Raw genomic sequence first — 24,835 nt, forward strand, 5'->3', positions numbered from 1 at the left:
CGGTGACTGTAGAGGGCGATCCGCGCTCTGGGGCAACGCCCGGCCCGGTTGTGACCAGCAGGTTATGGAGACCTGCCACCCGTCCGGGTGAGACGCCGAGGTCTCGGTGGGCCGGGTCGCTGCCCCGGCCGGACCGGGGACGGCCCCGCCGGCCGGCCCGGGACGCGGACCGGCCCCGTCACCTGCGGTGACGGGGCCGGGTGGGGGTGGACGGGGTCAGGCGGCGCTGCCCGTCCCCGGGTCGACGCGCTCGACGGACAGGAGGTCCCACAGCCCGGTGATCTGCAGCGGCCGGATGACGGCGCTGCCGGACGCGAGGACCCGGAGCTGCAGCCCCCGCTCGGTCGCGCGCCGGTGGGCGGAGGCCAGGACGCAGAGGCCGGCGGAGTCGAGGAAGCTCACCGCGTCGAGGTCGACGACGACCTGGCGGGGAGCCCGGTCCAGCGCCTCGTCGAGCGCGGCGCGCAGGGCGGGGGCCGTCGAGGAGTCCACCTCGCCGGCGACGGTCAGGTGCAGGGCGGTGTCGTTCCCGGAGACGGCGACCGACACCAGGTCGTCGCCGGGGATGGAGGAGGTCACGGTCACGGAACGCCTCTCAGCGGAGAGCGCGAACCCGAACGGAGAACCCCGGCGGTACCGGGGCGCGGCGCGGAGTCCGGCAGTGGTGCACGGCTGACCTGTTGAACCGCTGACTGCGACGGTAGGGACTCAGCCCCCCTGCCCGCAAGGGCCCCAGCGGACCCCCGGCCCACCTGCAACCCAGTCGTCACACGCCCCGAGCCCGCGACGGATACTGGACGCGTGCAGCGAGGACTCGTGGTCGGCGGCGTCGCCTGGGCGCTCGGCTCGGCGCTGGCGTTCCTCCTCCTCGACCCGATCCTCGCCGCGTTCCTCGCGATCACCGGCCTGTGCACCTGGGTGGTGGCCCTGCTCGCCCGGGACTGGGACCGGCACTCCTCCTTCGAGGAGCGCGAGCTCTCCCGTGCCCGCCGCCGCGCCGCGCAGCGCGAGCGGAGCCGGGGGGCCCGCGAGCGGGACCGCGCCCGGTGGGAGGCCCACCAGCGGCGCAGGAGCGGGCCGACGGGCGGGTAGCCGACACCGCCGGGGCGACGGCCGGAGCGGCCCCGGGGCAACGGCCGGAAATCCGGTCGACGTGGACGGCGCGGGGTCCCTACGGTCCTGCCATGCGCTCCTGAGCACGCCACCGCGTCGCGCCGCGGGTCGAGCCCTGCTCCCCGCCGTCCCCTCCCCGCCCGGTGCCCGGGCGCCCCTGCCCTCCGGCTGCCGTCGCGCAGCCCTGCGCTCCTCAGGAGGCCGGCATGCCACGTCGCGCGTCCCGTCCGCCCCGTCCCGGCCGCTCCCCGGGCGGCCCCGTCCCCGACGCGGCCGCCGCCGCCCGCGCGACCCTCCCCGAGGCCGAGGTGGCCGCCTTCGACCGCCTCGCCCGCTCGGTCCCGGCGGCCCGCGCGGGATCCCTCACCGCCGAGCAGTGGCTGTCGCTGCACCGCGCCCGCCGGGCGGGCGGGGGCCGCGGGTCCGGCGGCCGGCCGGGGCGCGGGAGCGGCCGGCCCTCGCCGCACGGCCACGCACCCGGTGCGCTGGCCGCCCCGCGCTGGCAGTAGGCCGGCCCGCCCCCCGGGGGAGGCGCCGTCGGCTCACGGGCAGACGGCGTCCTCGGCGGCCAGTTCGTCGGAACGGCCGGGCTCGGCGAAGGCCTCGGCCAGGGCCTGCCGGCGTCCCCACGCCCCGGCCCGCCAGGCCAGCGCCCGCCCCAGGGCGCCGGGGGTGCCGTCGACGTGGTCGACACCGTCCCCCGGCCACCAGCCGACCGGCCGGCCGCCGGCCCGCAGCGGCGCGTGCACCGCGACCTCCCCCGCGGGCAGGTCGGTGCCGAGCCGCGCCGCGGCCAGCGCCGCACCCGGCAGCTCCGCCCACGGCTGCCGCCGCACCGGGGTGCTCTCCACCTCCGCCCGGACGACCTCGGAGGCCGGCGGCAGGTCCAGGAGGTCGGCGACCGCGGCCGGGGCGCCGCCCGCCGGGACGAGGGGCCGGTCGACCAACGGGTGCAGCCACGGCACGTCCAGCACCACCGCGTCGTCGGCCGGCACCACCCGGGCCGGCGCCACCCGGACCCGCTCCGGCGGGTCGACGTCCACCCCGTCCAGCGCGGCGGCCAGCCGGGCGTACACGCCCGCCAGCACCTCGGGGCGCACGGTGCGGCGCGGGTCGCCGAGCCGGTCGAGCAGGTCGAGGGCGCCCTCGACGTCGGCGAGCACGTCGGCCACCGAGGCCGGCGGGCGGAGCAGGTCCAGCAGCCGGTCCCCGGCCCGCGCCACGTCGTACAGCCCCTGCAGCTCCCGCGCCGCGGGGTGGCGCAGCCGGCCGGGGCGCCGCCCGTCGAGGACCGGGTGGGTCAGCAGCCACCAGCGCAGGTACCCCGGCACCCGGACGCCCCCCACGTCGACGTCCGCCCACGCCGCGGCCGGCAGCCCGGCCAGCAGCGCCGGCGCACCGCGCCAGTCGGCGACGAGGTCCAGGTCGCGGACCGCGGTGAGCACCGGCCACACCGGCGGCGGGGCGTCCGGCGGCAGCCGGTCGAGCACCGCGTCCGCCCACTCCCCGGCGCCGTCGACGTCGAGGTCGTCCGGGTCCTCGGCGGTGACCAGGGCGAAGCCGTCGAGCACGCCGACGGCGCGCAGCACGGCGGGGTCGCCCACCAGCGGGGAGCCGGTGTCCAGCGTCCCGAGCGCCCCCGGGGCGAGGACGGCGCCGAGGGGCGAGCCCGGCAGCACGAGCTCGCCGGCCGGCGCCCACCCGCCCTCGGCGTCCGGGAGCGCCAGGTCGGCCAGCCAGGGCAGCTCGCCGGGCTCGGTGCCGGCCGCGGCGACCAGCGCGAGCACCGCGCCGGCGAGGGCCCCCGGGTCGGCCGCGGCGTCGTCGACGGCGTCCAGGGACGCCGCCACGGCCGCGCGGACCGCGGGGTCGGCGAGCACCCCGGCCGCGGTCGCCGGCCGGGCACCCAGGCGCTCGAGCAGCCGGCGGGCCGCCGCGGGGGCGACCGCCCCGGGCTCGGCCAGCCGCAGGCCGAGCGGCGCCAGCCGGTCGACCGGGAGGCCCGGGTCGGGCAGCAGCACCCCGGCCGGCCCGTGCGCCGTGCGGCCGTCGGCCAGGGGCACCGGCAGGGCGGCCAGCTCCTCCCGGTCGGCGCCGTCCAGCGCGGCGTAGAGCGCGGCCCACCAGGCGGGCGGGCGGGCCAGGCCGCGGACCGCCTCCACCACCTCGGCGGTGCCGACCCGGCGCACCCCCAGCGCGGCCAGCGCCGGGGCGTCGCCGCGGCCCGACCAGCCGGCCGGCAGCAGCCCCGGGACCGCGTCGACGAGCGCGGCCACCCGCTCGGGGCTCGGCTCGGCGAGGGCGGCGGCGCGCCCGGGCGCCTGGCGCGCGCCGGGGTGCCCGGCCACCGGCAGCCACGCCGTGGACCGCAGCCGGTCGAGCACCGCCGTCCCGAGGGCCGCGTCGAGCGGGGCACCGGCCAGCCCGACCCGGGGGACGAGGGCGAGGACGGCGGGGTCCGGGCCGAGCCCGGCGACGAGCGCGGCGTAGCCGTCGGCGGCCTCGGCGACCAGGGCGTCGGTGACCGGGCCGGGCAGCACGTGCCGACGGTCGGGACCGAGCGGGAAGGGTGCCACCAGGCGGGCGGGGAGGGTGAGCGGCTCGTCGCTGGGCGTGGGGGCGTGCACCTGCTGGGGCAGCGGGAGCGGCGCCGGCCGGCCGTCGTCGTCCAGCGGCACCGCCCAGGTCACCGCGAAGCCGCGGCGCGCCCGCTCCTCCACCGGACGGTCGGCCAGCAGCGCGGCCGGCAGCTCGCCGGAGCGCCGGGCGCACCGCCAGGTGCTCGTCCGCCCGTCGTCGGTGAGGTCGACCGCGTCACCCCGCTCCCGGGCCGCCAGGGTGCGCACCACCCCGTCGACGACGACCTCGACCGCCGCCAGCCCCGGCAGGGCCAGCAGCAGCTCGGCGGTCAGCTCCCCGAGCGCGGCGCGGACCGCGGCGCGCGAGCCGGCCCGCAGCGGCAGCACCACCTCGGTGGCGAACCCCTCCGGCGGGGAGCCCGCCGCCGGCCAGGGCAGCCGCAGCACCGGTACCGCGCCCTCGCGCCGGGCGAGCTCGCCGGCCAGCGCGGGCACCGCGGCGACCTCCTGGCGGGTGCGCGCGGCGCTGAAGGCCACCCCGCCGGTCGTGGAGTGCACGACCGGGGCGTCGGTGACCGCCAGGACGGCGGCGAACCCGACACCGAAGCGGCCGACGGTGCCCGCTCCGTCACGCTTGGCCGACGCCCGCAGCGTCGCCAGGCCCGCGACGCCGCCGGCGTCCAGCGGGGCCCCGGTGTTGGCCGCCCGCAGCAGCTCCCCGCCCGCCCCGTCACCGGCCAGCTCCAGGCGCAGCCGCCCGGGCTGCCCCGCCTGCGCGGCCGCGTCCGCGGCGTTCTGCGCCAGCTCGACCAGCAGCCGGTCCCGGTAGCCGCCGCGCACGAGGTCCTCCTCGGCGTTGGCGTCCTCGCGGAACCGGGCCGGCGAGTCGGCCCAGGCGGCCAGCGCCCGGCGGCGCAGCCCGGCGGTGTCGAAGGGGTCGGGCACGCGCGACAGCATCCCAAGGACGCGCCGTTCGGGCGCGTGGAACACCCGGCCCCGCGGGTACCGGGTGCGCCGTGAGCGAGATCGACGTCTCCAGGTACCGGCTCAACGCGCTCCCGGACGAGAACTCCGACGAGGACTGGGACGACGACCGGGAGCTGTTCGGCCCGGACGGGCAGCGGGTCGACACCTGGAAGGAGGGCTACCCCTACGACGAGCGGCTGCACCGCCGCGAGTACGAGATCGAGAAGCGGCGGCTGCAGATCCAGCTGCTCCGCCTGCAGTACTGGGTGAAGGAGAACGGCGAGCGGCTCGTCGTCCTGTTCGAGGGCCGGGACGCCGCGGGCAAGGGCGGCACGATCAAGCGCTTCACCGAGCACCTCAACCCGCGCGGCCTCCGGGTGGTGGCACTGGACAAGCCCTCCGAGCGCGAGCAGACCCAGTGGTACTTCCAGCGCTACGTCGGGCACCTGCCGGCGGCCGGGGAGATCGTCCTGTTCGACCGCTCCTGGTACAACCGCGCCGGCGTGGAGCGGGTGATGGGCTACGCCACCCACGAGCAGTACGAGCAGTTCATGCGGCAGGCGCCGGAGTTCGAGCGGATGCTGGTCGACAGCGGCATCCGGCTGGTCAAGTTCTGGTTCTCGGTGTCCCGCCGGGAGCAGCGGACGCGGTTCATCGTGCGCCACATCGACCCGGTCCGGCAGTGGAAGCTCTCCCCCACCGACCTGGCCTCGCTCGACAGGTGGGACGACTACACCGCGGCCAAGGAGGCGATGTTCGCCGCCACGGACACCGAGTGGGCGCCCTGGACGGTGATCAAGAGCAACGACAAGAAGCGGGCCCGGCTGGAGGCGCTGCGCCACGTGCTGTGCCGGATGCCCTACGACGACAAGGACGAGTCCGTGGTCGGCCGACCCGACCCGCTCGTCGTGGTGGCCGCCGCCGACGTGCTGGAGTCCGACCGGGCGGCGCTGGAGCGCGAGGACCTGCTCCCGGCCGGCTGAGGCAGCGTCCGCCCCCCGGGGCGGCGTCCGGCCCCCCGAGGCGGCGTCCGGCCCGACTGGGGCGGCGTTCCGCCCGCCACAGGTGGCGGGGGCTACGGTTCCGCCATGTCGAACGCGGGCCCCGGCGCGCCCCCCGACGCGGAGCCGCCGGCCGGGTCGGCACCGGGACCCGCCCCGGCGTCGGCGACCTCGGTGGACAACGCCCTCCGGCTCCTCCAGCTGGTCGGGGAGCGCCAGGCGCTGCGCGTGGCCGAGGCCGCCGACCTGCTGGGGGTGGCCCGCTCCACCGCGCACCGGCTGCTCACCGCCCTCCGCCGGCGCGGCTTCGTCGTCCAGGACCGGCCCAACGGCGCCTACCGGCCCGGGCCGGCCCTCTACGAGGTCGGCCTGGCGGTGGCCGGCCGCGTCGACGTCCGGCGGCTGGCCCGGCCCGTGCTCGAGCAGCTGCGCGAGGAGACGCAGGAGACGGCGAGCCTGGCGGTGCTGGAGGGGCCCACGATCCGCTTCGTCGACGGCGTGGAGAGCACCCGCTCGGTGCGCGTCGGCAACCGGGTGGGCGTCGTCCGCCCGGCGCACGCGACCGCCGTCGGGAAGGCCGTGCTCGCCGCGCTCCCGGAGGAGGAGCTGGCCCGTCTCTACCCGGCCGGCCGGCTCCCCCCGGCCGCCACGGCGGCCGCCATCGGCGACCTCGGCACCCTGCGCGCGGAGCTGGCCCGGGTGCGCACCCGCGGCTACGCGGTCAACTGGGAGGAGAGCGCCGACGGCATGTGCGCGGTGGGCGTCGCGCTGCGCACCCCGCTCGGCCACCCCCGCGCCGCGCTGGGGATCGCGGCGCCGATCAGCCGGGTGCGGGACGTGGCGGGCATCGAGGCCCTCGCGCCCGTACTCCTGCGCGGCGCCGACCTGGTGCACCGCCGGCTGCAGGAAGGCGGCTGAGGGGATTCGACTCTGCGAAACCTTCTCGGATACCTGGTCCGTCCAGCGGAACGCTGGTTAGGGTTTCCGGGACGGGTGACGCCGGCCACACGGTGCCCCGCAGCGAGAGGAGACCCCATGACCACCCGGTCCCGACCTGCCGCCGCCCTCACCGCGGCGGCGCTGCTCCTGACCTCCTGCGGTGGCTCCGACACCGCGTCCGGGGACGGCGGCGGGGAGGAGGGCGGGCTGACGACGGTCACCGTCGCCGACACCGCGGGCGCGCCGCTGGTCTTCCTGACCTACGGCGAGCAGGAGGGGCACTTCGAGGACGCCGGCCTGGACCTGGAGATCACCGCGTCGGCCGGTGGCGCCACCGTCATCCCGCAGCTGGTCGGCGGCGACCTCGACGTCGCCGGGTCCAACGTCGTGTCGGTGCTCATCGCGGTCGGCGAGGGCCTGCCGCTGCGCATGGTCGCCGGCGGCACGAGCACCTCGCAGGACCCGGAGCAGGACTTCTCGGCGCTCATGGTGCGCGCGGACAGCCCGGTCACCGACATCAGCCAGCTCGAGGGCCAGCGGGTCGCGGTCAACACCCTGCGCAACATCAACGACATCGTGCTCGGCTCGATGCTCGAGGACGCCGGCCTCGAGTACGACAGCGTCGAGTTCGTCGAGCTGCCCTTCCCCGACATGGCGGCGGCGGTGCTGGCCGGGGACGTGGCGGCGGCCGCGGTGATCGAGCCGTTCGTCACCGCGGCCGAGGACCAGGGCCTGCGGATCATCGGCCGCCCGTACAGCGACCTGCGCCCGGGGCTGCAGATCGGCACCTACGTGATGAGCGCGCAGGCGGTCCAGGAGCGCCCGGAGGTCGCCGAGGCCTTCCTGGCCGGCGTCGAGGCCACCGCGGCGGCCATCGAGGCGGACCCGGAGGCCTTCCGCGCCGCCATCCCGGAGATCAGCGACATCCCGGAAGAGGTCGCGCAGGACGTGCGGATCAACCGCTGGCAGGGCGGCACCGACGTGGAGTCGCTGGAGCTGATCCAGGAGCTGATGCTCCGCTACGGCCTGATCGAGGAGCCCGTCGACCTCGACGAGGTCGTGGTCGGATGACCGGCCGGCGGATCCGCACCCGGGTCGCCGTCGTCGGCGGGGGGCCGGTCGGGACGGCGCTGGCCATCGCGCTCGGGCAGGCCGGCGTCGGGTGCGCGGTGGTGGAGCGCCGCGCCGAGCCCCAGCCGGTCCCGAAGGGGCAGAACCTGACCCAGCGGACGATGGAGCTGATGCGGGCCTGGGGGGCCGAGGACCGCGTCCGCGCCGGGCGCACCACCTCCCGGGAGCACGAGGTCGGCGGCGTCACCACCTACGGCACCCTGCTCGGGGAGTACGCCTACGAGTGGCACCGGCGGGCCGCCGTCCGGCCGTTCTACGCCGCGGACAACGAGCGCCTCCCGCAGTACAACACCGAGCGCGCCCTCCGGGCGCGCGCCGCGGAGGTGCCGGGCGTGCAGTTCCTCGCCCCCTGGCGGGCGGAGGAGGTCCGCGCGTCCGCCGACGGCGTGCTCGTCCGGGCGCGGGACGCCTCGGGCGGGGTGCTGGAGGTCGAGGCCGACTACGCCGTGGGCTGCGACGGCAGCCGGTCGCTGGTCCGCGAGGCCGCCGGGATCCCGCAGACCCGGACCGACCACGAGCAGCTCATGGTGCTCCTGGTCTTCCGGTCCCGGCAGCTCGACGGCCTGCTGGAGCGCTACCCGGGGACGTCCTACTTCAACGTCCTGCACCCCGCCCTGGAGGGCTACTGGCAGTTCTTCGGCCGGGTCGACGCCCGCGGGACGTGGTTCTTCCACGCCCCGGTCGACCGGGCCGCCGCGGACGGCGCCACGGACTTCCGGCCGCTGCTGTGGCGGGCGGCGGGCGCGGAGTTCGACGCCGACATCGAGCACGTCGGCTTCTGGGACATGCGCTTCGCCCTCGCCGACCGCTACCGGGCCGGCCGGCTGCTCATCGCCGGCGACGCGGCCCACAGCCACCCGCCCTACGGCGGCTACGGCATCAACACCGGCTTCGAGGACGCCGCGAACCTGGCCTGGAAGCTCGCCGCCGAGCTGCAGGGGTGGGCGGGCCCGCGGCTGCTCGACTCCTACGACGCCGAGCGGCGACCGGTGTTCGCCTCGCTGCGCGACGAGTTCATCGCCCGGTCGGTCGAGGTCGACCGGGAGTTCCTGGCGACCCACGACCCGTGCACCGACCGGGCGGCGTTCGAGTCCGCCTGGGCCGCGCGCGCCGAGGGCGCCCCCGCCGAGGTCGACGCCTACGAGCCGCACTACGAGGGCTCACCGGTCGTCGTCGGCCCCGCCGGGCGGCCCGGCGCCGCGGGCCGGCACGAGACGCGGGCCCGGCCGGGGCACCACCTGGCCGCCCAGCCCGCGGGCACGGGCGTGGACCTGTTCGACCGGTTGACCGGCGGGCGGTTCGTCCTCCTCCGGGCCGGGTCCGCCGGGGACCGGCTGGCCGCGGCCGCCGGGCAGGCGGCAGTCCCGCTGGACCTGGTGGACGTCGACCCCGCCGTCCGCGACGCCTACGCGGCCGACCTGGTGCTGGTCCGCCCCGACCAGCACGTCGCGTGGGCCGGGGACTCCGACGAGGACGCCGCAGCCGTGCTGGGCACGGTCACCGGGCGGTAGCAGCGCTCCGGGGCGGTGGCAGCGGACCGCCCCGGCCGGCGCGACGCCGGCCGGGGCGGGGTCCGTGTCAGAGGTAGTGCCGGAGGACGATCGTGGCCACGCAGGCCGGCTTGCTCGCGCCCTCGACCTCGAAGGTGGCGGTCTGCAGGGTCTGGATGACGCCCTCGCCGACCTCGGTCACGTCGGTGACGACGGCCCGGGCCCGCAGCTTGGCGCCGACCGGCACGGGGTTCGGGAAGCGGACCTTCTCGGTGCCGTAGTTCACGGTGAGCGTGAAGCCGGTGTACTGCATGAGCTCCGGCGCGAACCGGGGCCACAGCGACAGCGTCAGGTAGCCGTGCGCGACCGGGCCGCCGAACGGGCTCTCCTTCTTGGCCCGCTCGACGTCCACGTGGATCCACTGGTGGTCGCCGGTGGCGTCGGCGAAGAGGTTGACCATGTCCTGGGTGATCTCCACCCAGTCGGTCGGACCGATCTCCTGGCCGACCAGGCTCTTGACGCCCTCGATGCCGTCGACGGTGATGGGGGTGGCCATGGGGTTCTCCTGTCCTTCGGGGGTCACGGGGCCGACTGGGCGACGGTACGGGCCCAGCGGAGGTCTGCCTTGCCGGAGGGGCTGCGGCGGAGCTCGTCGACGACGACCAGCTCCCGGGGGCGCTTGTGGTCGGCCAGCGCCGCGCCGACGTGCGCGCGGGCCTCGTCGGTCGTGAGGCTCGCGCCGGGCCGGAGCGCGACCACGGCGACGATGCGCGAGCCCCAGCGCTCGTCGGGCGTGCCGACGACCATCGCGTCGCGCACCGCCGGGTGGGTGAGCAGGGCCTGCTCGACCTCCTCGGCGTACACCTTCTCGCCGCCGGTGTTGATGACCCGGCTGCCGCGGCCGTGGAGGACGACGGTGCCGTCCGCGGTGAGCTCGGCCAGGTCGCCGGGCACGGCCCAGCGGCGGCCGCCGAGCACCCGGAACGTGGCCGCCGTGGCCTCGTCGTCCCCCTGGTAGCGGATGTGCTCGTCGACCGGGGCCGCGAGCAGGCCGACCTGCCCGGACCCGGGGACGACGTCCTCGCCGTCGTCGCCGACGACCCGCGCGCCCGGGAACAGCCGGAAGTGGGCGGTCTCGGCGGGCTCGCCGCGGCGGGTCTCCTGCACGGCGTAGGGCCCGCCCTCCGAGGAGGCGACGAGGTCCCGGCAGACCATGTCGGCGTGGCGCAGCAGGCGCTGCTTGACGTCGGCGCTCCAGGTGACGCCCACGCTGATCACGCGGCGCAGGGTGGACAGGTCGTACGGGCGCCCGGCGGCCGCGGCGGCGTCCAGCGCGTCGGCCAGCGGGCGGGCGAAGACGTCGCCGACGATCGAGACGGTGTCCACCCGCTCGCGCTGCACGGTCGCCGCCAGCTCGTCGGGGTCGTAGGACCGCGAGGTCAGGTACACCACCCGGCCGCCGGCCAGCAGCGCCCCGAACGTGGTGTACATGCCCGTCGCGTGCATCAGCGGCGGGGCCGGCAGGCACACCATCGCGTCCCGGTCGGTGCCGAGGCGCTCGAGCACCGCCCGCAGGTCCCCGAGGGTCTGCGGGAACGGCTCGCCGAGCAGCAGGAACCCGTTGGCGCAGCAGGTGGTGTAGAGCCCGGAGTGCCGGGACAGCACGCCCTTGGGCCGGCCCGTGGTGCCGCCGGTGTACATGAGCCAGTGGTCGTCCCCGCGCTCGGTGCGCGGCGCCGGGTCGGCCGCCGCGACCGCCTGCTCGTAGCCGGCCGCCCAGGCCGGGACGTCGTCGGGCGCGCCGACCTGGACCAGCGCGCGCAGCTGCGGCAGCGCCGGGCGGGCCTCGGCGACCCGGTCGGCGAGGGAGGCGTCGAGGACCAGCGCCTCGGCCCGCGCATCGCCGAGCAGCTGCACCAGCTCGGCGTGGCGGTAGCGGTAGTTCACGTTGAGGGGCACGGCGCGCAGCTTGAGGATCGCGTAGACGCTCTCCAGGTACTCGATGCCGTTGTAGAGCGCCACGGCCACCCGGGCCCCGGGGCCGACGCCCTGGGCGGCGAGGTGCCCGGCCAGCCGGGCGGCCCGCTCGTCGAGCTCGGCCCAGGTGCGGGTGCGCTCGCCGTGGCTGACCGCGAGCCGGTGCGGGCGGACGTCGCCGATCGTCTCGAGGACCGTCGCGAAGCTCTCCCTCACGACCGCGCCCCCTCGACCGTCGTCCCCGGCGCCGCCGTCCCCGCCGCCGTACCGGTCAGCCCGAACAGGCGGGCGGCGTTGCCCTTGAGGATCCGCGGCCGGACGCCGTCCTTGATCGGGAGCCCGGCGAAGTCCCGCATCCAGCGCTCCGGGGTGAGGACGGGGAAGTCCGACCCGAACAGCACCTTGTCCTTGAGGAGGGTGTTGGCGTACTGCACCAGCTGCGGCGGGAAGTACTTCGGCGACCAGCCGGACAGGTCGATGTGCACCTGCGGCTTGTGCGTGGCCACCGCCAGCGCCTCGTCCTGCCAGGGGAAGGACGGGTGGGCCAGGATGATCGGCATGTCCGGGAAGTCGACGGCGACGTCGTCGACGAGCATCGGGTTCGAGTACCGGAGCCGGATGCCCCCGCCCGCCCGCTGCCCGGCGCCGACCCCGGTCTGCCCGGTGTGGAACAGCGCGACCAGGCCGTGCCCGGCGATCACCTCGTACAGCGGGTAGGCCAGCCGGTCGTCGGGGGAGAACGCCTGGGCGTTGGGGTGGAACTTGAACCCGCGCACCCCGTGCTCGGTGATCAGGCGCTCGGCGGCCCGCACGCCGGCGGCCCCGCGGTGCGGGTCGATGCTGGCGAACGGGATGAGCACGTCGGCGTGCTCGGCGGCGAGCTCGGCGACCTCCTCGTTGGAGGGCACCATCTCCTCGCCGGTCTGCGAGACGCTGTCCACGCCGAAGACCACCGCGGCCATGCGGCGCTCCCGGTAGTGCTGCGCCAGCTCCGGCACCGTGTACCGCGGCATGGTGCCGATCCCGAAGTACCCGCCCATGTCCTCGGCACCCGCGGCGTGCGTCTCCCCCCGCACCGACCGGTGCACGTGGGTGTGCACGTCGATGGCGACGAGCGCGTCGACGTCCACGGGGGTTCAGCCCTGGCCGGGGACGGTGTCGGGCAGGAAGGCCTGCAGGTGCGGCTGGAACGTCGTCGGGAAGGCCTCGGCGAGGGCGTCGGCGGTCCAGCCGCCCTCCCGCACCTCGGCGACGACCTCGCTGGGGTGCGACCAGATCGAGATGCGGTCGCCCCCGGCCCCGATGGCCTGGCCGGTGACGCCGGCGGCCTCGTCGGAGGCGAGGAAGACCACGAGGGGGGCCACGTCGTCGGGGGTGCCGAGGCCGTTGGCCCGGACGTCGGCCGGGATGGGCTCGCCGCGGTCGGCGCGCTCCACCAGCTCGGCCAGGCCGGGGATGGTGGCGACCATCCGGGTGAGCGCGACCGGGATGACGGCGTTCACCGTGGTGCCGCTGCGCTGCAGCTCGGCGGCCCAGGTGCGGACCAGGCCGACGATGCCGGCCTTGGAGGCGGTGTAGCCGGTCTGCCCGAAGCTGGCCCGCTGGCCGGCCGGGGAGCCGATGAGGATGAGCCGGCCGCCGCCGCCCTGCTCCCTGAACTGCGCGGCCGCCGCGCGGCCGCAGGTGAAGGTGCCCCGCAGGTGGGTCTGCACGACCAGGTCGAAGTCCTTGTCGGCCATCTTGACCAGCGTGCGGTCCCGCAGCACGCCGGCGTTGGTGACCATGACGTCGAGCCGGCCGAACTCGCGGACGGCCGTGGCGACGACCGCCTCGGCCGCCTCGGTGCTGCCGACCGGCGAGCCCTCGGCGACGGCGGCGCCCCCCGCGGCCCGGATCCCCGCCGCGACCTCCTCGGCGAGCTCGAGGTCGAGGTCGTTGACGACGACGGCGGCACCGGCCGCGGCGAGCGCGGTGGCGTAGGCGCGGCCGAGGCCGCGCCCGGCCCCGGTGACGACGGCGACCTTGCCGGACAGCTGCATGGGGTCCTCCCGGAGGGGGTGGCGGACGGCCGCCGGACGTGCTCCGCAGCACGTCCGGCCTCGCCCGGAAGTTATCCACTCCCGCGACGCTCGTCAACGGTGCGCACCCGTTCGACCAGGTCGGCGACCGCCCGCCCCGCGCCCGCGGCGTAGCGGCGCCGCAGGCGGAGGGCGACGTGCTCGGCGCGCACCGCCGGCCAGTCGGCCGGCAGGTGCTCGACCGGCAGCCCGGGGTCGGCGCGGGCCAGCAGCGTCCACTCGCCCAGCAGGTGCAGCTGGCGGGCGAGGTCGTCGGAGGCGTCCGGGAGGGGGTCCGGGCGGTCCCAGCGGTCGAGGAACCGGGCGTACCGGCGGGCCAGCGTGGCGAGGTCCCACGCGTCGTCGACCAGCTCGGCGACCTCGGTGGGCTCGACGACCCGGGCGCGGAAGACCTTGAGCGAGTCGAGCACGTCCACCCTGGCCAGCAGGGCGGGGACGTCGACCTCGCGGGGCGCCACCCACATCCCGTCCCGCAGCATGCCGAAACCGGCCCACTGCAGGCGAGACCGCAGCAGGTGGCGGTCGGCGCGACGGGTCTCGGGCAGCGAGAAGGCCAGCAGGGTCCACTCGCCGTCCCACGTGCGGTTCACCGGCGAGCGCCAGGCGCGCTCGCCTCCTTCGGCCAGCTCGGCCCGGGCGCGCCCGGACGGCGACAGCAGCACCCGGCGGCCGCTGCGCCGCCGCTCCAGCGTGCCGCGCCGCAGCATCCGGCTGACCGTCGAGCGGGCGGCGTACTCCCCCACGCCCACCCGGCCGAGGACGTCGACCAGCCCGGCGGTGGGGACGGCGAGCGCCGGGTCGGTGAGGTGGACGCCGCAGAACAGCAGCACGTGGGTCTGCGGCCGCGCCGGGTGGGGGGCCAGCGGGCCCTCGTCCTCGGCGAGGTCGTCGCTCGGTACGGCGCTCACGGCGCGGAACGGTACTCAGTCGCGGGGCGGTCGTCACCGTCCCGCCTCGGCCGGACGCCGCGGGCCGCCCCGTCCGGGCTACCCGCCGGTAGCCTCCGGGCATGCCGCTCGCCGCGCAGCCGGACACCGCTCCCCCGCCCGCCGCGACCCTGGAGTCCACCGACCCAGCCACCGGGGAGGTCGTCGGCCGCTTCCCGGTGGCCGACGCCGCCGCGGTCGGCGCCGCGGTCGACCGGGCCCGGACGGCGGCGCAGGCCTGGGCCGCGCTCGGGTACGACGGCCGCCGGCGCCGGCTGGCCGCCTGGCGCGGGCACCTGGCCCGCCACCTCGACGAGCTCGCCGACCTGGTGCACCGGGAGAACGGCAAGCCGCACGAGGACGCCGTCCTCGAGATCACCCTGGCGGTCGACCACCTGGCGTGGGCCGCGGCGCACGCGCGCCGGGTGCTCGGCCCGCGGCGGGTGCGCGCCGGGCTGCTGGCCGCCAACCACGCCGCCTCGCTGGAGTACCAGCCGCTCGGCGTGGTCGGCGTGATCGGCCCGTGGAACTACCCGGTGTTCACCCCGATGGGCTCGATCGCCTACGCGCTCGCCGCGGGCAACGCGGTGGTGTTCAAGCCGTCGGAGCACACGCCGGCGGTCGGCGTCCGGCTGGCGGAGTCGTGGCGGGCCGCCGTCCCGGACCTGCCCGACGTGCTGCAGGCCCTCCCCGGTGACGGCGCGACCGGCGCGGCGCTGTGCCGCGCCGGGGTCGGGAAGCTGGCGTTCACCGGCTCGGCGGCCACCGGCCGCCGGGTCATGGCGGCGTGCGCGGAGACGCTGACCCCGGTGCTCATGGAGCTCGGGGGCAAGGACGCGATGATCGTCGACGACGACGCCGACGTCGCGGCCGCCGCCGACGCCGCGGTGTGGGGTGCGATGAGCAACGCGGGGCAGACCTGCATCGGCATCGAGCGGGTCTACGCGACCGAGGCGGTGCACGACGCCTTCGTCGCCGAGGTGACGCGGCGGGTGCAGCGCCTCGAGCCGGGCACCTCGTACGGGCCGATGACGATGGCCGCGCAGGCCGACGTCGTCCGCCGGCACGTCGAGGACGCCGTGGCCGCGGGCGGCCGGATCGGGGCGGGTGGCACCGACCCCGGCACGGGGCGCACCGTCGCGCCGGTCGTGCTGCTCGACGTGCCGGAGACCTCGGCCGCGGTGCGCGAGGAGACCTTCGGCCCGACGCTGACCATCACGCGGGTGCGCGACGCCGAGGAGGCGCTCGCGCTGGCGAACGGCAACCCGCACGGCCTGGCCGGCGCGGTGTTCTCCCGCTCGCGCCGGCGGGCGCTCGACCTCGCGCGCCGGATGCGCAGCGGGATGACGTCGGTCAACTCGGTGCTCACGTTCGCGGCCGTGCCGGCGCTCCCGTTCGGGGGCGTCGGCGAGAGCGGCTTCGGCCGCATCCACGGCGAGGACGGCCTGCGCGAGTTCACCCGCGCGAAGGCCATCACCCGCCAGCGGGTACCGCTGCCGGTGCCGCTCATGAGCTTCGACCGGCCGGCGGGCGCCACGGCCGCGCTGGCCCGGTTCGTGCGCCTGGTGCACGGGCGGCACCGCTGACCCGGCGGCCAGGAGCCGCGTCGCCCCCGCTCCCGGCGTGACCGGGGACGACCTGGCGGCCGTCGTCGAGCTCGAGCGGCTGCTGCTCCGACCGGACACCCGCGCCGACCCGGACCGGGTGGCGGCCCTGCTGCACCCGGAGTTCCGGGAGTTCGGCGCCTCGGGCCGCGTGTGGGACGGGGAGGCGATCGTCCGCGCGCTGGGTGCGGACCCGGAGGTCCGCGGCACGGCCGAGGCGTTCGAGGTGGTGCGGCTGGCCGAGGACGTCGTCCTGCTCACCTACCGCGTGACCGGGCACCGCGGCTCGCTGCGCAGCTCGCTGTGGGTGCGGGACGGCGCGGCGGGCTGGCGGCTGCGCTTCCACCAGGGCACGCCGGCGCCCGGGTGAGACGCCGGGTCGGCGCGCACCCGTTCCCCGGTGACCGGAGCCCGGCTCAGCCGTGCGACGAACCGGCCGCGGCCTGCGTCGGCGAGGGCGGCAGGCCCGGATCGTCACCGGCAGGCGCATCCGGCCGGTTGCGCCGGATCGACACCGACATCGCCGCCGCGGCCACGCACAGCGCCCCGGCGAGGAACCAGGCCAGGTCGTAGGAGCCCGTCACGTCGCGGATCACCCCACCCCCGTAGGCGGCGATCGCGGCGCCGACCTGGTGCGAGGCGAAGACCCAGCCGAACACCACCGGCGCCCGGGCCCCGAAGTGCTCCCGGCACAGCGCCAGGGTCGGCGGGACCGTGGCCACCCAGTCCAGGCCGTAGAACACGATGAAGGCGACCATGCTGACGTGCAGCTCCGGTCCGAACAGCGGCGGCAGGAGGAACAGCGACAGCCCGCGCAGCCCGTAGTAGGCCAGCAGGAGCAGCCGGGGGTCCACGCGGTCGGTCAACCACCCCGACAGCACCGTCCCGGCGATGTCGAAGATCCCCACCACCGCGAGCAGGCCCGCCGCCGTCGTCACCGGCATCCCGTGGTCGTGCGCCGCCGGGATGAAGTGCGGTTGCACGAGGCCGTTGGTCGACATCCCGCAGATGAGGAAGCCACCGGCCAGCAACCAGAACGGCCGGGTGCGGGCGGCGTGGGTCAGGGCCTGCAGCGCCGTCCGCGCCGCGCCGGCCCGCACCGGGTCGACGTCGTCGGCCGGGGTCCCGCCGTAGGGCGCCACGCCGAGGTCGCGCGGCCGGTCCCGCAGCAGCCAGGCGACGAACGGGACGACGGCCAGCGCGGCCGCCGTCGTCCCCAGCGACGCCGCCCGCCAGCCGGCCGTCGCGTCCGCCCAGGCCACCAGCGGCAGGAACACCAGCTGCCCCGTCGCACCGCCGGCCGTCAGGACCCCGGAGACCAGCCCGCGCCGGGCGACGAACCAGCGGCCGGTCACCGTCGCCACCAGCGACAGCGCCATCGAGCCGGTGCCCAGGCCGACCAGGAACCCCCACAGCAGCACCAGCTGCCAGCTCGCGGTCATGAAGACGGTCAACCCGCTGCCGCACGCGGTGAGCAGCAGCGCACCGATCACCACCCGCCGGACGCCGAAGCGCTCCATCAGGGCGGCCGCGAAAGGAGCCGTCAGCCCGTACAACGCCATGTTGACCGCGACCGCTGCCGAGATCGTCGACACCGACCAGCCGAACTCCTCGCGCAGCGGGTCGATCAGCACCCCCGGCACCGCGCGGAAGGCGGCAGCCCCGACCAGGGCCACGAACGTCACGGCCGCCACCCACCACGCGGGGTGGACGCGGCGGGTGCGGGTCAGGGCGGGCGCGGTCACGGCGGACAGCATGCCGGGACGGCGGAGGACGACGACAGTGGCCCGACGGTCAACATGTGCAAGGATCCGGCCATGACCAGCACGCGCCGGGACGCCGGCCCGGAGGCCCCGCCGCCGCACGAGGTCGTCGTCCTCGCCCTGCCGGACGTGATCGCCTTCGAGCTCGGCCTCCCGCACCGCCTGCTGTCCTCGGCGGTCGACGACGACGGGCGCCGCCTCTACCGGGTGCGGGTGGCGTCCCTCGACGGCGGCCCGGTGCGCACGTCGGCCGGGTACGCGGCGCTGCCCGAGCACGACGGGTCGGTCCTCGCCACGGCCGGCACCGTGGTGGTCCCGGGCGTGTACGGCGGGCCGGCGATGAGCGAGGGCGCGGTGCCCGGCGAGCTGGCCGCCGCCCTGCGGGACGCCGCGGCGCACGCCCGGATGGTCTCCATCTGCACCGGCGCCTTCGTCCTCGCCGCCGCGGGTCTGCTCGACGGGCGCCCGGCGACCACGCACTGGATGCACACCGCCGCCTTCCGGGACCTGTTCCCCGCGGTCCGGCTCGACCCGGACGTCCTCTTCGTCGACGACGGCGAGGTGCTGACCTCGGCCGGCAACGCCGCCGGCATCGACCTGCTGCTGCACGTGGTCCGCCGCGACCACGGCAGCGAGGTCGCCAACCGCGTGGCCCGGCGCAACGTCGTCGCCCCCTGGCGGGAGGGCGGCCAGTCCCAGTTCGTCGAGCGCCCCCTGCCCGAGCCCGGCGGCGCCGGCACCGCCGCGACCCGCGCGTGGGCCGCCGACCGGCTGCACGAGCCCCTCACCCTCGCCGACCTGGCCGCGCACGCCCGGATGAGCGTGCGCACCTTCACCCGGCGCTTCCGCGAGGAGACCGGCCAGTCCCCGCTGCGCTGGCTGGCCGGCCAGCGGCTCACCGTCGCCCGGCACCTGCTGGAGTCGACCGATGCCCCCGTCGACCGGGTCGCCGTCCTGGCCGGCTTCGGCACGCCCGCCTCGCTGCGCGCGCACCTGCGGGCGACCATCGGCGTGTCGCCCGGCGCCTACCGGCGCACCTACCAGGGGGTGTGACGCGAGACTCGCCCGCGCGTCGGCACAGTCGGGCACCCGGTCTGGTTGAGTGGGGTGTACCGGCGCCGCCCCGCCGCTCATCCGGAGCGCGGGACTCGACGTCGGGCTGCGGCAGCGCCACCGAGGCGCGCCCGGCTGTCCGACGTCCCGCCGACGACGAGAGGTCCCGCCCTGCCGAGCGCAGGACGCCGGGGCCCGCGGTCGAGGGGACCGACGGCGGCGAACCAGGACCGTGAGGACCTCCCGTGACCCCGCACGACCCCACCACCCCCGGCCGCGAGACCAGCGGCCGCCGCCGCCGCGGCAGCCGCGGCCGCGGCCGCCCCACCGCCCCCGGGCAGCCCCGGCCCGCGGCCGCGGCGCAGCCCCGGCCGGTCGCCCCGCGCCCCGACCCGGTGCCCGTCGCCGTCGTCCCGGCCGGTGACGCACCGACCGTGCTGCCCGAGGACACCACCTTCGCCGCCCTCGGCGTCCCGGCGCCGCTGGTCGAGGTGCTCGCCGCGAGCGGGATCACCGCGCCGTTCCCCATCCAGGTCGCCACGCTGCCCGACTCGCTGGCCGGGCGGGACGTGCTCGGCCGCGGCCGCACCGGCTCGGGCAAGACCCTCGCCTTCAGCCTGCCGCTGGTGGCCCGCCTCGCGGCCTCCGGCACCCGCCGGACGGCCCGCCGGCCGCGGGCCCTGGTGCTCGTCCCGACCCGCGAGCTGGCCAACCAGGTGTTCGCGGTCGTCGACCCGCTCGCCCGGGCCCTCGGCATGTCGGCGACCACCGTCTTCGGCGGCGTCGGCCAGAACCCGCAGGTGCAGGCCCTGGCGCGGGGCGTCGACGTCGTCATCGCCTGCCCCGGCCGACTGGAGGACCTCATCGGCCAGGGCCACGCCGACCTCGGCGCGGTCGAGGTCACCGTCCTGGACGAGGCCGACCACATGGCCGACCTCGGCTTCCTCCCCGGCGTCAAGCGGATCATGGACCGGACGCCGGGCGACGGGCAGCGGCTGCTGTTCAGCGCCACCCTCGACAACGGGGTCGACGTGCTGGTGCGGCGCTACCTGACCGCCCCGACCACCCAGTCGGTCGACCCGGCGGTCGCCCCCGTGGCGACCATGACCCACCACGTCCTGCGGGTCGAGGCCGGCGACAAGGCCGCCGTCGTCCGGGAGCTCGCCTCGGGCCTGGGCCGCAGCGTGCTGTTCACCCGGACCAAGCACCAGGCCAAGAAGCTGGCCAAGCAGCTCACCGCCGCCGGCGTGCCCGCGGTCGACCTGCACGGCAACCTCAGCCAGAACGCCCGGGAGCGCAACCTCGAGGCCTTCAGCACCGGCGGCACCCGGGTGCTGGTCGCCACCGACATCGCCGCCCGCGGTATCCACGTCGACGACGTGGCGCTGGTCGTCCACGTCGACCCGCCCGCCGAGCACAAGGCCTACCTGCACCGCTCCGGCCGGACCGCGCGGGCCGGGGCCGGGGGCACGGTGGTGACCGTCAGCACCCCGGACCAGTCCGCCGAGGTGCGCACCCTGGCCCGCCAGGCGGGGATCACCCCCACGGTGAGCGCGGTGCGACCGGGTGCCCCGGAGATCACCGCGCTCACCGGACCGGCCGCCCCCCACGTCGAGCCCGCCCCGGCACCCGCCCCGCAGCCGCAGGGCCCGGGCGGGGGCGGCCGGAGGCGCCGCTCCGGCGGCGGCGGGACCGGCACCGCCGGCGGGGCCGGACGGGCGTCCGGTCCGGCGCGCACCCGGGCCGAGCTGGCCGCCCGCGCCGGGACGCACTCGGCCGCGTCGTTCAGCGGGCGCTCGCGCCGCGGGGGCCGCTGACCCCGGGTGGTGGGCGGTCGCCCGGTCGACCAGAGTGGTCGTTGAGATCTGGACGACCACGACGACCGCGAGGTGCCCCGTGCGACTGCCCATCACCCTGTCCGAGATCGGCCCCCGGATCTCCGCCGGGGCCTTCATCCTCAACAGCGGCCTCGGCAAGCGCGGCGCGGACGCCGAGACCGCGGCCGGGCTGCACGGCTTCGCCTCCGGCACCTACCCGGTGCTGTCGAAGGTGCAGCCGCAGCAGTTCGTCAGGGCGCTGTCCACCGCGGAGATCGTGATCGGCGCCGCGCTGCTCACCCCGTTCGTGCCGACGGCGGTGGCCGGCGCGGCGCTGACCGCGTTCTCCGGCGGGCTGCTCGGCCTCTACCTCAACACCCCGGGCATGCGCAAGCCCGGCAGCCTGGCCCCCACCGAGCAGGGCCTCGCGGTGGCCAAGGACGTCTGGCTGCTCGGTATCGGCGTCGGGCTGCTGACGCGGGGCACCGTCGACCGCCCGCGCTGACCCGGTTCAGCCGGGCAGGAACACCTGGGTGACCAGCCGCCGGCGGCGCGCGCCGCCGGCGGCACCCGCCGGCGCGCGGTCCAGCCGCGCCGCGAGCACCGCGCGCAGGTCCGTCACCAGCTCGGCGAACTCCGCGTCGTCGAGCCAGAGGCCGACCTGGCGGTAGCCCACGCCGTCCGCGGCCAGGTCCAGCCGGCCGCTCCCGGCCCCTCCGGCGTAGCGGTCGAAGTCGGCGAGCAACCCGGCCACGAACGTGGCGAAGGCCCGCCGGTGCTCCTCGGCCGACATCCCGGCGGCCTCCTCGGGGCCCAGCGAGGCAGCTTCGGTCACCAGCCGGTAGGTGCGCTCGGCCGCGCCCCGCACCCGGCGCTCGGCCACCACTTCCAGCACCCCGGCCTCGGCGAGCACCGCGACGTGCCGGTAGAGGGTCGCCGGGGGCACGTCGGCCAGTTCCCCCCGCAGGTCGCCCGTCGTCAGCTGCCGGTCCCCGAGGAACGCCTGCACCACGCGCAGGCGCACCGGGTGCAGGAGCAGGTCCGCCGTCGCCATCCGCGCGCTCCGTTCTCGTGCTCGTCACACCGTTCTCATGGTTGACATCAGTATCGCTGGTGATAACAATAGGCGCATGGCGACCGTCCGCACCACTCCCGAGACCCTGACCGTCCTCCTCTCCCCGGCCGAGAAGGTCCTCGGCCTGCTCCGCGACCTGCGCGTGCCGCGCTCGGCGGTGCGGTCGGTCGAGGCGCTGCCGGACGGGCTGGCGGCCACGCGCGGGCTGCGCGCCCCCGGCCTGGGCGTGCCCGGGGTCCGCAAGATCGGCACCTGGCGGGGGCACGGCGAGAAGGCGCTGGTCTCCGTCCGGCGCGGGCAGGGCGCGGTGCGGGTCCGGCTGACCGGCCAGCGCTTCGACACGCTGCTCATCGGCGCCGACGACGCCGAGGCGCTCGCCGCCCGCCTGGCGGCCCGGCCGTGAGCGGGGCGGGCACGGCGCAGGCCGTGCGCGAGCGGGACCTGGCGGTGCCGGGCGACCCGGAGCTCGCCGGGACCTTCGCCCTCCCGGGCGGCGGGGGTCGCTCGCCGGCCGTCCTGCTCGCCAGCGGCTCGGGGCCGCTGGACCGCGACTCGAACGTGCGGCGGATGCGGTTCGCCGTGTCCCGGGAGCTCGCGCACGCCCTGGCCGCCTGCGGGCTGGCCTCCTACCGCTACGACAAGCGCGGCGTCGGCGCGACGCCCGGGGACTGGCGCGCCGCCGGGCTGACCGACAACGTCGACGACCTCGGCCGCGCCCTCGACACCCTGCGCGCGCAGCCCGAGGTCGACCCCGAGCGGGTCCTCCTCGCCGGGCACAGCGAGGGCGCGGTCCTCGCCGCGGCGCTCGCGGCCCGCGGGGCACCGGTGGCCGGCGTCGTGCTGCTGTCGATGAGCGCGACACCCGGCCGGGAGCTGCTGCGCTGGCAGGCCCGGCAGATCGGGCCGACGCTGCCCGCGCCGGTGCGGCTGCTGCTCCGGCTGACCCGCACCGACCTCGAGCGCAAGGTCGCGGCCAACCACGTGCGGATCGAGGCGACCACCACCGACGTGGCCCGCATCGGGGGCGCCCGCATCAACGCCCGCTGGCACCGGGAGTTCCTCGCCCACGACCCGCGCACCGACCTGGCGCGGCTCACCGCCCCCGTGCTGGCCCTGACCGGCACCAAGGACCTGCAGGTCCCGGTCGCCGACCTCGGCACCGTGGAGGCGGTCGTCCCCGGCCCGGTCGAGGTCCACGCCGTCCCCGACCTCACCCACACGCTGCGCCGCCAGCTGGGCCCGGCGTCGCTGCGGGCCTACCGCGCGGAGCTGCGGGACCCGGTCGACGCCGAGGTGCTCGACACCGTCGTCGGCTGGTGCCGGCGGGTCGCCGGCGGACCCCGCCTGTGAATCAGCCGGAAAGGGGTATCGCCGGGTCCGGGAACGCCGCAGGATCCCTCCCGACGGCACCGCCGCCCACCGAGGAGGACCCGTGCACCCTGCGACCACCCGTCCCACCCGCCGGATCGCGGCCGCCGTCCTGGCGCTCGCGCTCGGCGGCCTGACCGCCTGCTCCGGGGACGGCGGGGCGGAGGCCGCCGACCCCGCGGCCACCACCACCGGCGAGACGTCCTCCCCGGCCCCGAGCACGACGACGGAGGCACCGGGCGCCACGACCGGGGCCCCGGGCACCACGGCGGAGGCCCCGGCTCCCGCAGCCGAGACGGTGTCGGTGACGGCGGACGAGTTCTCCTACGAGCTCTCCGAGGACTCGTACTCGCCCGGCACCTACACCTTCGAGGTCACCAACTCCGGCAACATGCCGCACGACTTCGTCGTGGAGCGGGACGGCGCGGACGTCGCCGCCACCCCGGTCCTGCGCCCCGGCGAGTCGGCGACCCTGGAGGTCGCGCTCGAGGCCGGGGACTACGCCTTCTACTGCTCCGTGGGCAACCACCGGGCCCAGGGCATGGAGACGGCGGTGACGGTGGCCGGGTGAGCGGTCCCGCCCACCCGGCCACCGGGCGTCCCGCCTAGGCGCCGCTGGAGAAGGCGGCGTCGAAGGCGGCCGCCGGCGGGTCGAAGGCCAGCCGGCGGACGAAGGCCAGCGCCTCCGGCGCCCCGACCAGCCGGTCCATGCCGGCGTCCTCCCACTCCACCGAGATCGGCCCGTCGTAGCCGATGGTGTTCAGCATCCGGAAGCAGGCCTCCCACGGCACGTCGCCGTGGCCGGTGGAGACGAAGTCCCAGCCGCGCCGCGGGTCGGCCCACGGCAGGTGCGAGCCCATCCGGCCGTTGCGGCCGTTGCCCACCTGCTTCTTCGCGTCCTTGCAGTCCACGTGGTAGATCCGGTCCTTGAAGTCCCACAGGAACCCGACCGGGTCCAGGTCCTGCCACACGAAGTGCGACGGGTCCCAGTTCAGCCCGAACGCCTCGCGGTGCCCGATCGCCTCCAGCGCGCGCACCGTCGTCCAGTAGTCGTAGGCGATCTCCGACGGGTGCACCTCGTGCGCGAACCGCACGCCGACCTCGTCGAAGACGTCGAGGATCGGGTTCCACCGGGCGGCGAAGTCGGCGTAGCCGTCCTCGACCATCGACTCGGGCACCGGCGGGAACATCGCCACGGTCTTCCAGATCTTGGACCCGGTGAACCCGACGACGGTCCGCACCCCGAGCTTCGCGGCGGCGCGGGCGGTGGTCTTCATCTCCTCGGCCGCCCGCTGGCGCACCCCTTCGGGGTCGCCGTCACCCCACACCCGCGGGTGCACCATGCCGCGGTGCCGCTCGTCGATCGGGTCGTCGCAGACCGCCTGGCCGTTGAGGTGGTTGGAGATGGTCCACACCTCCAGGCCGTACCGCTTGAGCAGTGCCAGCCGCTCCTCCACGTAGGCGTCGTCGGAGGCGGCCCGCTCGACGTCGAGGTGGTCGCCCCAGCAGGCGATCTCCAGGCCGTCGTAGCCCCACTCGGAGGCCAGCCGGCACACCTCCTCGAACGGCAGGTCGGCCCACTGGCCGGTGAACAGGGTGACGGGACGGGGCATGGTGCACTCCTTCGTTCACGGTGGTCCGGTGGCCCCGTCCCGAGGCTCGCCCCGGGCCTGCGAGGGGTGAGGAGGACGGGGTCCCTTCTCAGGCGGGGATGTCGGTCCAGGTGGAGCGGTCCGCCGCGCTGCGCTCGACCGCGTCGAGCACCCGCTGGACCTGCAGCCCGTCGGCGAAGGACGGCGCGGGGTCCTCGTCGGCGGCGATGGCGCGGACCAGGTCGACGACCTGGTGGGTGAAGCCGTGCTCGTAGCCCAGGCCGTGCCCGGCCGGCCACCAGGCGGCGACCCAGGGGTGCTCGGGCTCGGTGACGACGATCCGGCGGAAGCCGGCCGTGGCGG

24 protein-coding genes and 1 pseudogene are annotated in these 24,835 nt (G+C 77.0%); 14 read left to right on the plus strand and 11 right to left on the minus strand.

What is annotated here, in order from left to right; all coding sequences use genetic code 11:
• Positions 1 to 216 precede the first annotated feature (216 nt).
• On the minus strand, positions 217 to 585 hold the full coding sequence (locus D0Z06_RS12615) for an STAS domain-containing protein (protein WP_117377773.1): 369 nt from the start codon (positions 583 to 585) through the stop codon (positions 217 to 219).
• Between the two features lie 216 nt (positions 586 to 801).
• Here D0Z06_RS12615 and D0Z06_RS12620 point away from each other — a divergent pair, with 216 nt between their 5' ends.
• Together D0Z06_RS12620 and D0Z06_RS12625 are read left to right on the plus strand one after the other, a co-directional pair.
• Positions 802 to 1,092 carry a hypothetical protein gene (locus tag D0Z06_RS12620; protein ID WP_147332043.1) on the plus strand — a complete coding sequence of 97 codons (291 nt, stop codon included), beginning with the start codon at positions 802 to 804 and terminating at the stop codon, positions 1,090 to 1,092.
• A gap of 227 nt (positions 1,093 to 1,319) precedes the next feature.
• A complete protein-coding gene (locus D0Z06_RS12625; RefSeq protein ID WP_117377775.1) occupies positions 1,320 to 1,622 on the plus strand; it encodes a hypothetical protein in 303 nt (100 codons plus the stop codon).
• Positions 1,623 to 1,655: 33 nt separating this feature from the next.
• Here the strand turns inward: D0Z06_RS12625 and D0Z06_RS12630 are convergent, their stop codons facing one another.
• A complete protein-coding gene (locus tag D0Z06_RS12630) occupies positions 1,656 to 4,637 on the minus strand; it encodes a sacsin N-terminal ATP-binding-like domain-containing protein (protein ID WP_233517640.1) in 2,982 nt (993 codons plus the stop codon).
• Between the two features lie 71 nt (positions 4,638 to 4,708).
• Between D0Z06_RS12630 and ppk2 the strand changes: the two genes are divergently transcribed.
• From ppk2 to D0Z06_RS12650, 4 genes are all read left to right on the plus strand, one after another.
• Positions 4,709 to 5,641 (plus strand): polyphosphate kinase 2, encoded by a 933-nt coding sequence (gene ppk2 / locus D0Z06_RS12635; protein WP_117377777.1) that lies wholly within the window; start codon positions 4,709 to 4,711, stop codon positions 5,639 to 5,641.
• A gap of 105 nt (positions 5,642 to 5,746) precedes the next feature.
• Entirely contained in the window at positions 5,747 to 6,577 is an 831-nt protein-coding gene (locus D0Z06_RS12640; protein ID WP_117377778.1) for an IclR family transcriptional regulator, read from the plus strand.
• A 117-nt stretch (positions 6,578 to 6,694) separates the two neighbouring features.
• The gene (locus tag D0Z06_RS12645) at positions 6,695 to 7,669 is read left to right on the plus strand and encodes an ABC transporter substrate-binding protein (RefSeq protein WP_117377779.1); all 975 of its coding nucleotides are present in this window, start codon (positions 6,695 to 6,697) and stop codon (positions 7,667 to 7,669) included.
• The gene (locus tag D0Z06_RS12650; RefSeq protein ID WP_117377780.1) at positions 7,666 to 9,240 is read left to right on the plus strand and encodes an FAD-dependent monooxygenase; all 1,575 of its coding nucleotides are present in this window, start codon (positions 7,666 to 7,668) and stop codon (positions 9,238 to 9,240) included. Before D0Z06_RS12645 ends, D0Z06_RS12650 begins: the two co-directional genes overlap by 4 nt.
• Positions 9,241 to 9,307: 67 nt before the next feature.
• Here D0Z06_RS12650 and D0Z06_RS12655 read toward each other — a convergent pair whose 3' ends face one another.
• The 5 genes from D0Z06_RS12655 to D0Z06_RS12675 all read right to left on the minus strand — a co-directional run bounded on the left by D0Z06_RS12655 (position 9,308) and on the right by D0Z06_RS12675 (position 14,182).
• Entirely contained in the window at positions 9,308 to 9,775 is a 468-nt protein-coding gene (locus D0Z06_RS12655) for a MaoC family dehydratase (RefSeq protein ID WP_117377781.1), read from the minus strand.
• Positions 9,776 to 9,798: 23 nt separating this feature from the next.
• A complete protein-coding gene (locus tag D0Z06_RS12660) occupies positions 9,799 to 11,412 on the minus strand; it encodes an AMP-binding protein (RefSeq protein ID WP_117377782.1) in 1,614 nt (537 codons plus the stop codon).
• Positions 11,409 to 12,326 carry an amidohydrolase family protein gene (locus D0Z06_RS12665; RefSeq protein ID WP_117377783.1) on the minus strand — a complete coding sequence of 306 codons (918 nt, stop codon included), beginning with the start codon at positions 12,324 to 12,326 and terminating at the stop codon, positions 11,409 to 11,411. The genes D0Z06_RS12660 and D0Z06_RS12665 overlap by 4 nt, the downstream gene beginning before the upstream one ends.
• 6 nt (positions 12,327 to 12,332) lie before the next feature.
• A complete protein-coding gene (locus D0Z06_RS12670) occupies positions 12,333 to 13,235 on the minus strand; it encodes an SDR family NAD(P)-dependent oxidoreductase (RefSeq protein WP_117377784.1) in 903 nt (300 codons plus the stop codon).
• Between the two features lie 71 nt (positions 13,236 to 13,306).
• Positions 13,307 to 14,182, minus strand: coding sequence for a PaaX family transcriptional regulator (locus D0Z06_RS12675; protein WP_117377785.1), 876 nt, complete (start codon positions 14,180 to 14,182; stop codon positions 13,307 to 13,309).
• A 101-nt stretch (positions 14,183 to 14,283) separates the two neighbouring features.
• Between D0Z06_RS12675 and D0Z06_RS12680 the strand changes: the two genes are divergently transcribed.
• Positions 14,284 to 15,786: an aldehyde dehydrogenase family protein gene (locus tag D0Z06_RS12680; RefSeq protein ID WP_117377786.1), complete on the plus strand. Its 1,503-nt coding sequence runs from the start codon at positions 14,284 to 14,286 to the stop codon at positions 15,784 to 15,786.
• A gap of 37 nt (positions 15,787 to 15,823) precedes the next feature.
• A complete protein-coding gene (locus D0Z06_RS12685; protein ID WP_117377787.1) occupies positions 15,824 to 16,174 on the plus strand; it encodes a nuclear transport factor 2 family protein in 351 nt (116 codons plus the stop codon).
• Between the two features lie 46 nt (positions 16,175 to 16,220).
• Here D0Z06_RS12685 and D0Z06_RS12690 read toward each other — a convergent pair whose 3' ends face one another.
• Complete coding sequence (locus D0Z06_RS12690; RefSeq protein WP_233517641.1) at positions 16,221 to 17,549, minus strand: MFS transporter; 1,329 nt, start codon at positions 17,547 to 17,549, stop codon at positions 16,221 to 16,223.
• Between the two features lie 72 nt (positions 17,550 to 17,621).
• Here D0Z06_RS12690 and D0Z06_RS26935 point away from each other — a divergent pair, with 72 nt between their 5' ends.
• The 3 genes from D0Z06_RS26935 to D0Z06_RS12705 all read left to right on the plus strand — a co-directional run bounded on the left by D0Z06_RS26935 (position 17,622) and on the right by D0Z06_RS12705 (position 20,942).
• The gene (locus D0Z06_RS26935; RefSeq protein WP_117377789.1) at positions 17,622 to 18,620 is read left to right on the plus strand and encodes a GlxA family transcriptional regulator; all 999 of its coding nucleotides are present in this window, start codon (positions 17,622 to 17,624) and stop codon (positions 18,618 to 18,620) included.
• Between the two features lie 245 nt (positions 18,621 to 18,865).
• Entirely contained in the window at positions 18,866 to 20,437 is a 1,572-nt protein-coding gene (locus D0Z06_RS12700; protein ID WP_199522285.1) for a DEAD/DEAH box helicase, read from the plus strand.
• 79 nt (positions 20,438 to 20,516) lie between these two features.
• Entirely contained in the window at positions 20,517 to 20,942 is a 426-nt protein-coding gene (locus tag D0Z06_RS12705) for a hypothetical protein (RefSeq protein WP_117377790.1), read from the plus strand.
• A 6-nt stretch (positions 20,943 to 20,948) separates the two neighbouring features.
• Here the strand turns inward: D0Z06_RS12705 and D0Z06_RS12710 are convergent, their stop codons facing one another.
• Positions 20,949 to 21,491 carry a helix-turn-helix domain-containing protein gene (locus D0Z06_RS12710; protein WP_117377791.1) on the minus strand — a complete coding sequence of 181 codons (543 nt, stop codon included), beginning with the start codon at positions 21,489 to 21,491 and terminating at the stop codon, positions 20,949 to 20,951.
• Between the two features lie 76 nt (positions 21,492 to 21,567).
• Here D0Z06_RS12710 and D0Z06_RS12715 point away from each other — a divergent pair, with 76 nt between their 5' ends.
• From D0Z06_RS12715 to D0Z06_RS12725, 3 genes are all read left to right on the plus strand, one after another.
• The gene (locus D0Z06_RS12715; RefSeq protein ID WP_117377792.1) at positions 21,568 to 21,915 is read left to right on the plus strand and encodes a hypothetical protein; all 348 of its coding nucleotides are present in this window, start codon (positions 21,568 to 21,570) and stop codon (positions 21,913 to 21,915) included.
• Between the two features lie 23 nt (positions 21,916 to 21,938).
• Entirely contained in the window at positions 21,939 to 22,862 is a 924-nt protein-coding gene (locus tag D0Z06_RS12720) for an alpha/beta hydrolase family protein (protein WP_117377823.1), read from the plus strand.
• An 82-nt stretch (positions 22,863 to 22,944) separates the two neighbouring features.
• Positions 22,945 to 23,451, plus strand: a complete 507-nt coding sequence (locus tag D0Z06_RS12725; RefSeq protein WP_158579974.1) for a cupredoxin domain-containing protein — start codon at positions 22,945 to 22,947, stop codon at positions 23,449 to 23,451.
• Positions 23,452 to 23,485: 34 nt separating this feature from the next.
• Here D0Z06_RS12725 and D0Z06_RS12730 read toward each other — a convergent pair whose 3' ends face one another.
• Both D0Z06_RS12730 and D0Z06_RS12735 read right to left on the minus strand, forming a co-directional pair.
• Positions 23,486 to 24,493 carry a sugar phosphate isomerase/epimerase family protein gene (locus D0Z06_RS12730; protein WP_117377794.1) on the minus strand — a complete coding sequence of 336 codons (1,008 nt, stop codon included), beginning with the start codon at positions 24,491 to 24,493 and terminating at the stop codon, positions 23,486 to 23,488.
• Positions 24,494 to 24,581: 88 nt separating this feature from the next.
• Positions 24,582 to 24,835 (minus strand): annotated as a pseudogene (locus D0Z06_RS12735) (gfo/Idh/MocA family oxidoreductase); the annotation flags it as partial.

It is taken from the genome of Geodermatophilus marinus (assembly GCF_003428645.1).
Taxonomy (GTDB): domain Bacteria; phylum Actinomycetota; class Actinomycetes; order Mycobacteriales; family Geodermatophilaceae; genus Geodermatophilus.

Excerpts from the sequence above, each read along its gene's own strand:
- D0Z06_RS26935 (WP_117377789.1), top strand. The coding sequence starts at position 17,622 with ATGACCAGCACGCGCCGGGACGCCGGCCCGGAGGCCCCGCCGCCGCAC.
- D0Z06_RS12730 (WP_117377794.1), bottom strand. The coding sequence starts at position 24,493 with ATGCCCCGTCCCGTCACCCTGTTCACCGGCCAGTGGGCCGACCTGCCG.
- D0Z06_RS12645 (WP_117377779.1), top strand. The coding sequence starts at position 6,695 with ATGACCACCCGGTCCCGACCTGCCGCCGCCCTCACCGCGGCGGCGCTG.
- D0Z06_RS12715 (WP_117377792.1), top strand. The coding sequence starts at position 21,568 with ATGGCGACCGTCCGCACCACTCCCGAGACCCTGACCGTCCTCCTCTCC.
- D0Z06_RS12670 (WP_117377784.1), bottom strand. The coding sequence starts at position 13,235 with ATGCAGCTGTCCGGCAAGGTCGCCGTCGTCACCGGGGCCGGGCGCGGC.
- D0Z06_RS12680 (WP_117377786.1), top strand. The coding sequence starts at position 14,284 with ATGCCGCTCGCCGCGCAGCCGGACACCGCTCCCCCGCCCGCCGCGACC.
- D0Z06_RS12640 (WP_117377778.1), top strand. The coding sequence starts at position 5,747 with ATGTCGAACGCGGGCCCCGGCGCGCCCCCCGACGCGGAGCCGCCGGCC.
- D0Z06_RS12625 (WP_117377775.1), top strand. The coding sequence starts at position 1,320 with ATGCCACGTCGCGCGTCCCGTCCGCCCCGTCCCGGCCGCTCCCCGGGC.
- D0Z06_RS12655 (WP_117377781.1), bottom strand. The coding sequence starts at position 9,775 with ATGGCCACCCCCATCACCGTCGACGGCATCGAGGGCGTCAAGAGCCTG.
- D0Z06_RS12710 (WP_117377791.1), bottom strand. The coding sequence starts at position 21,491 with ATGGCGACGGCGGACCTGCTCCTGCACCCGGTGCGCCTGCGCGTGGTG.
- D0Z06_RS12650 (WP_117377780.1), top strand. The coding sequence starts at position 7,666 with ATGACCGGCCGGCGGATCCGCACCCGGGTCGCCGTCGTCGGCGGGGGG.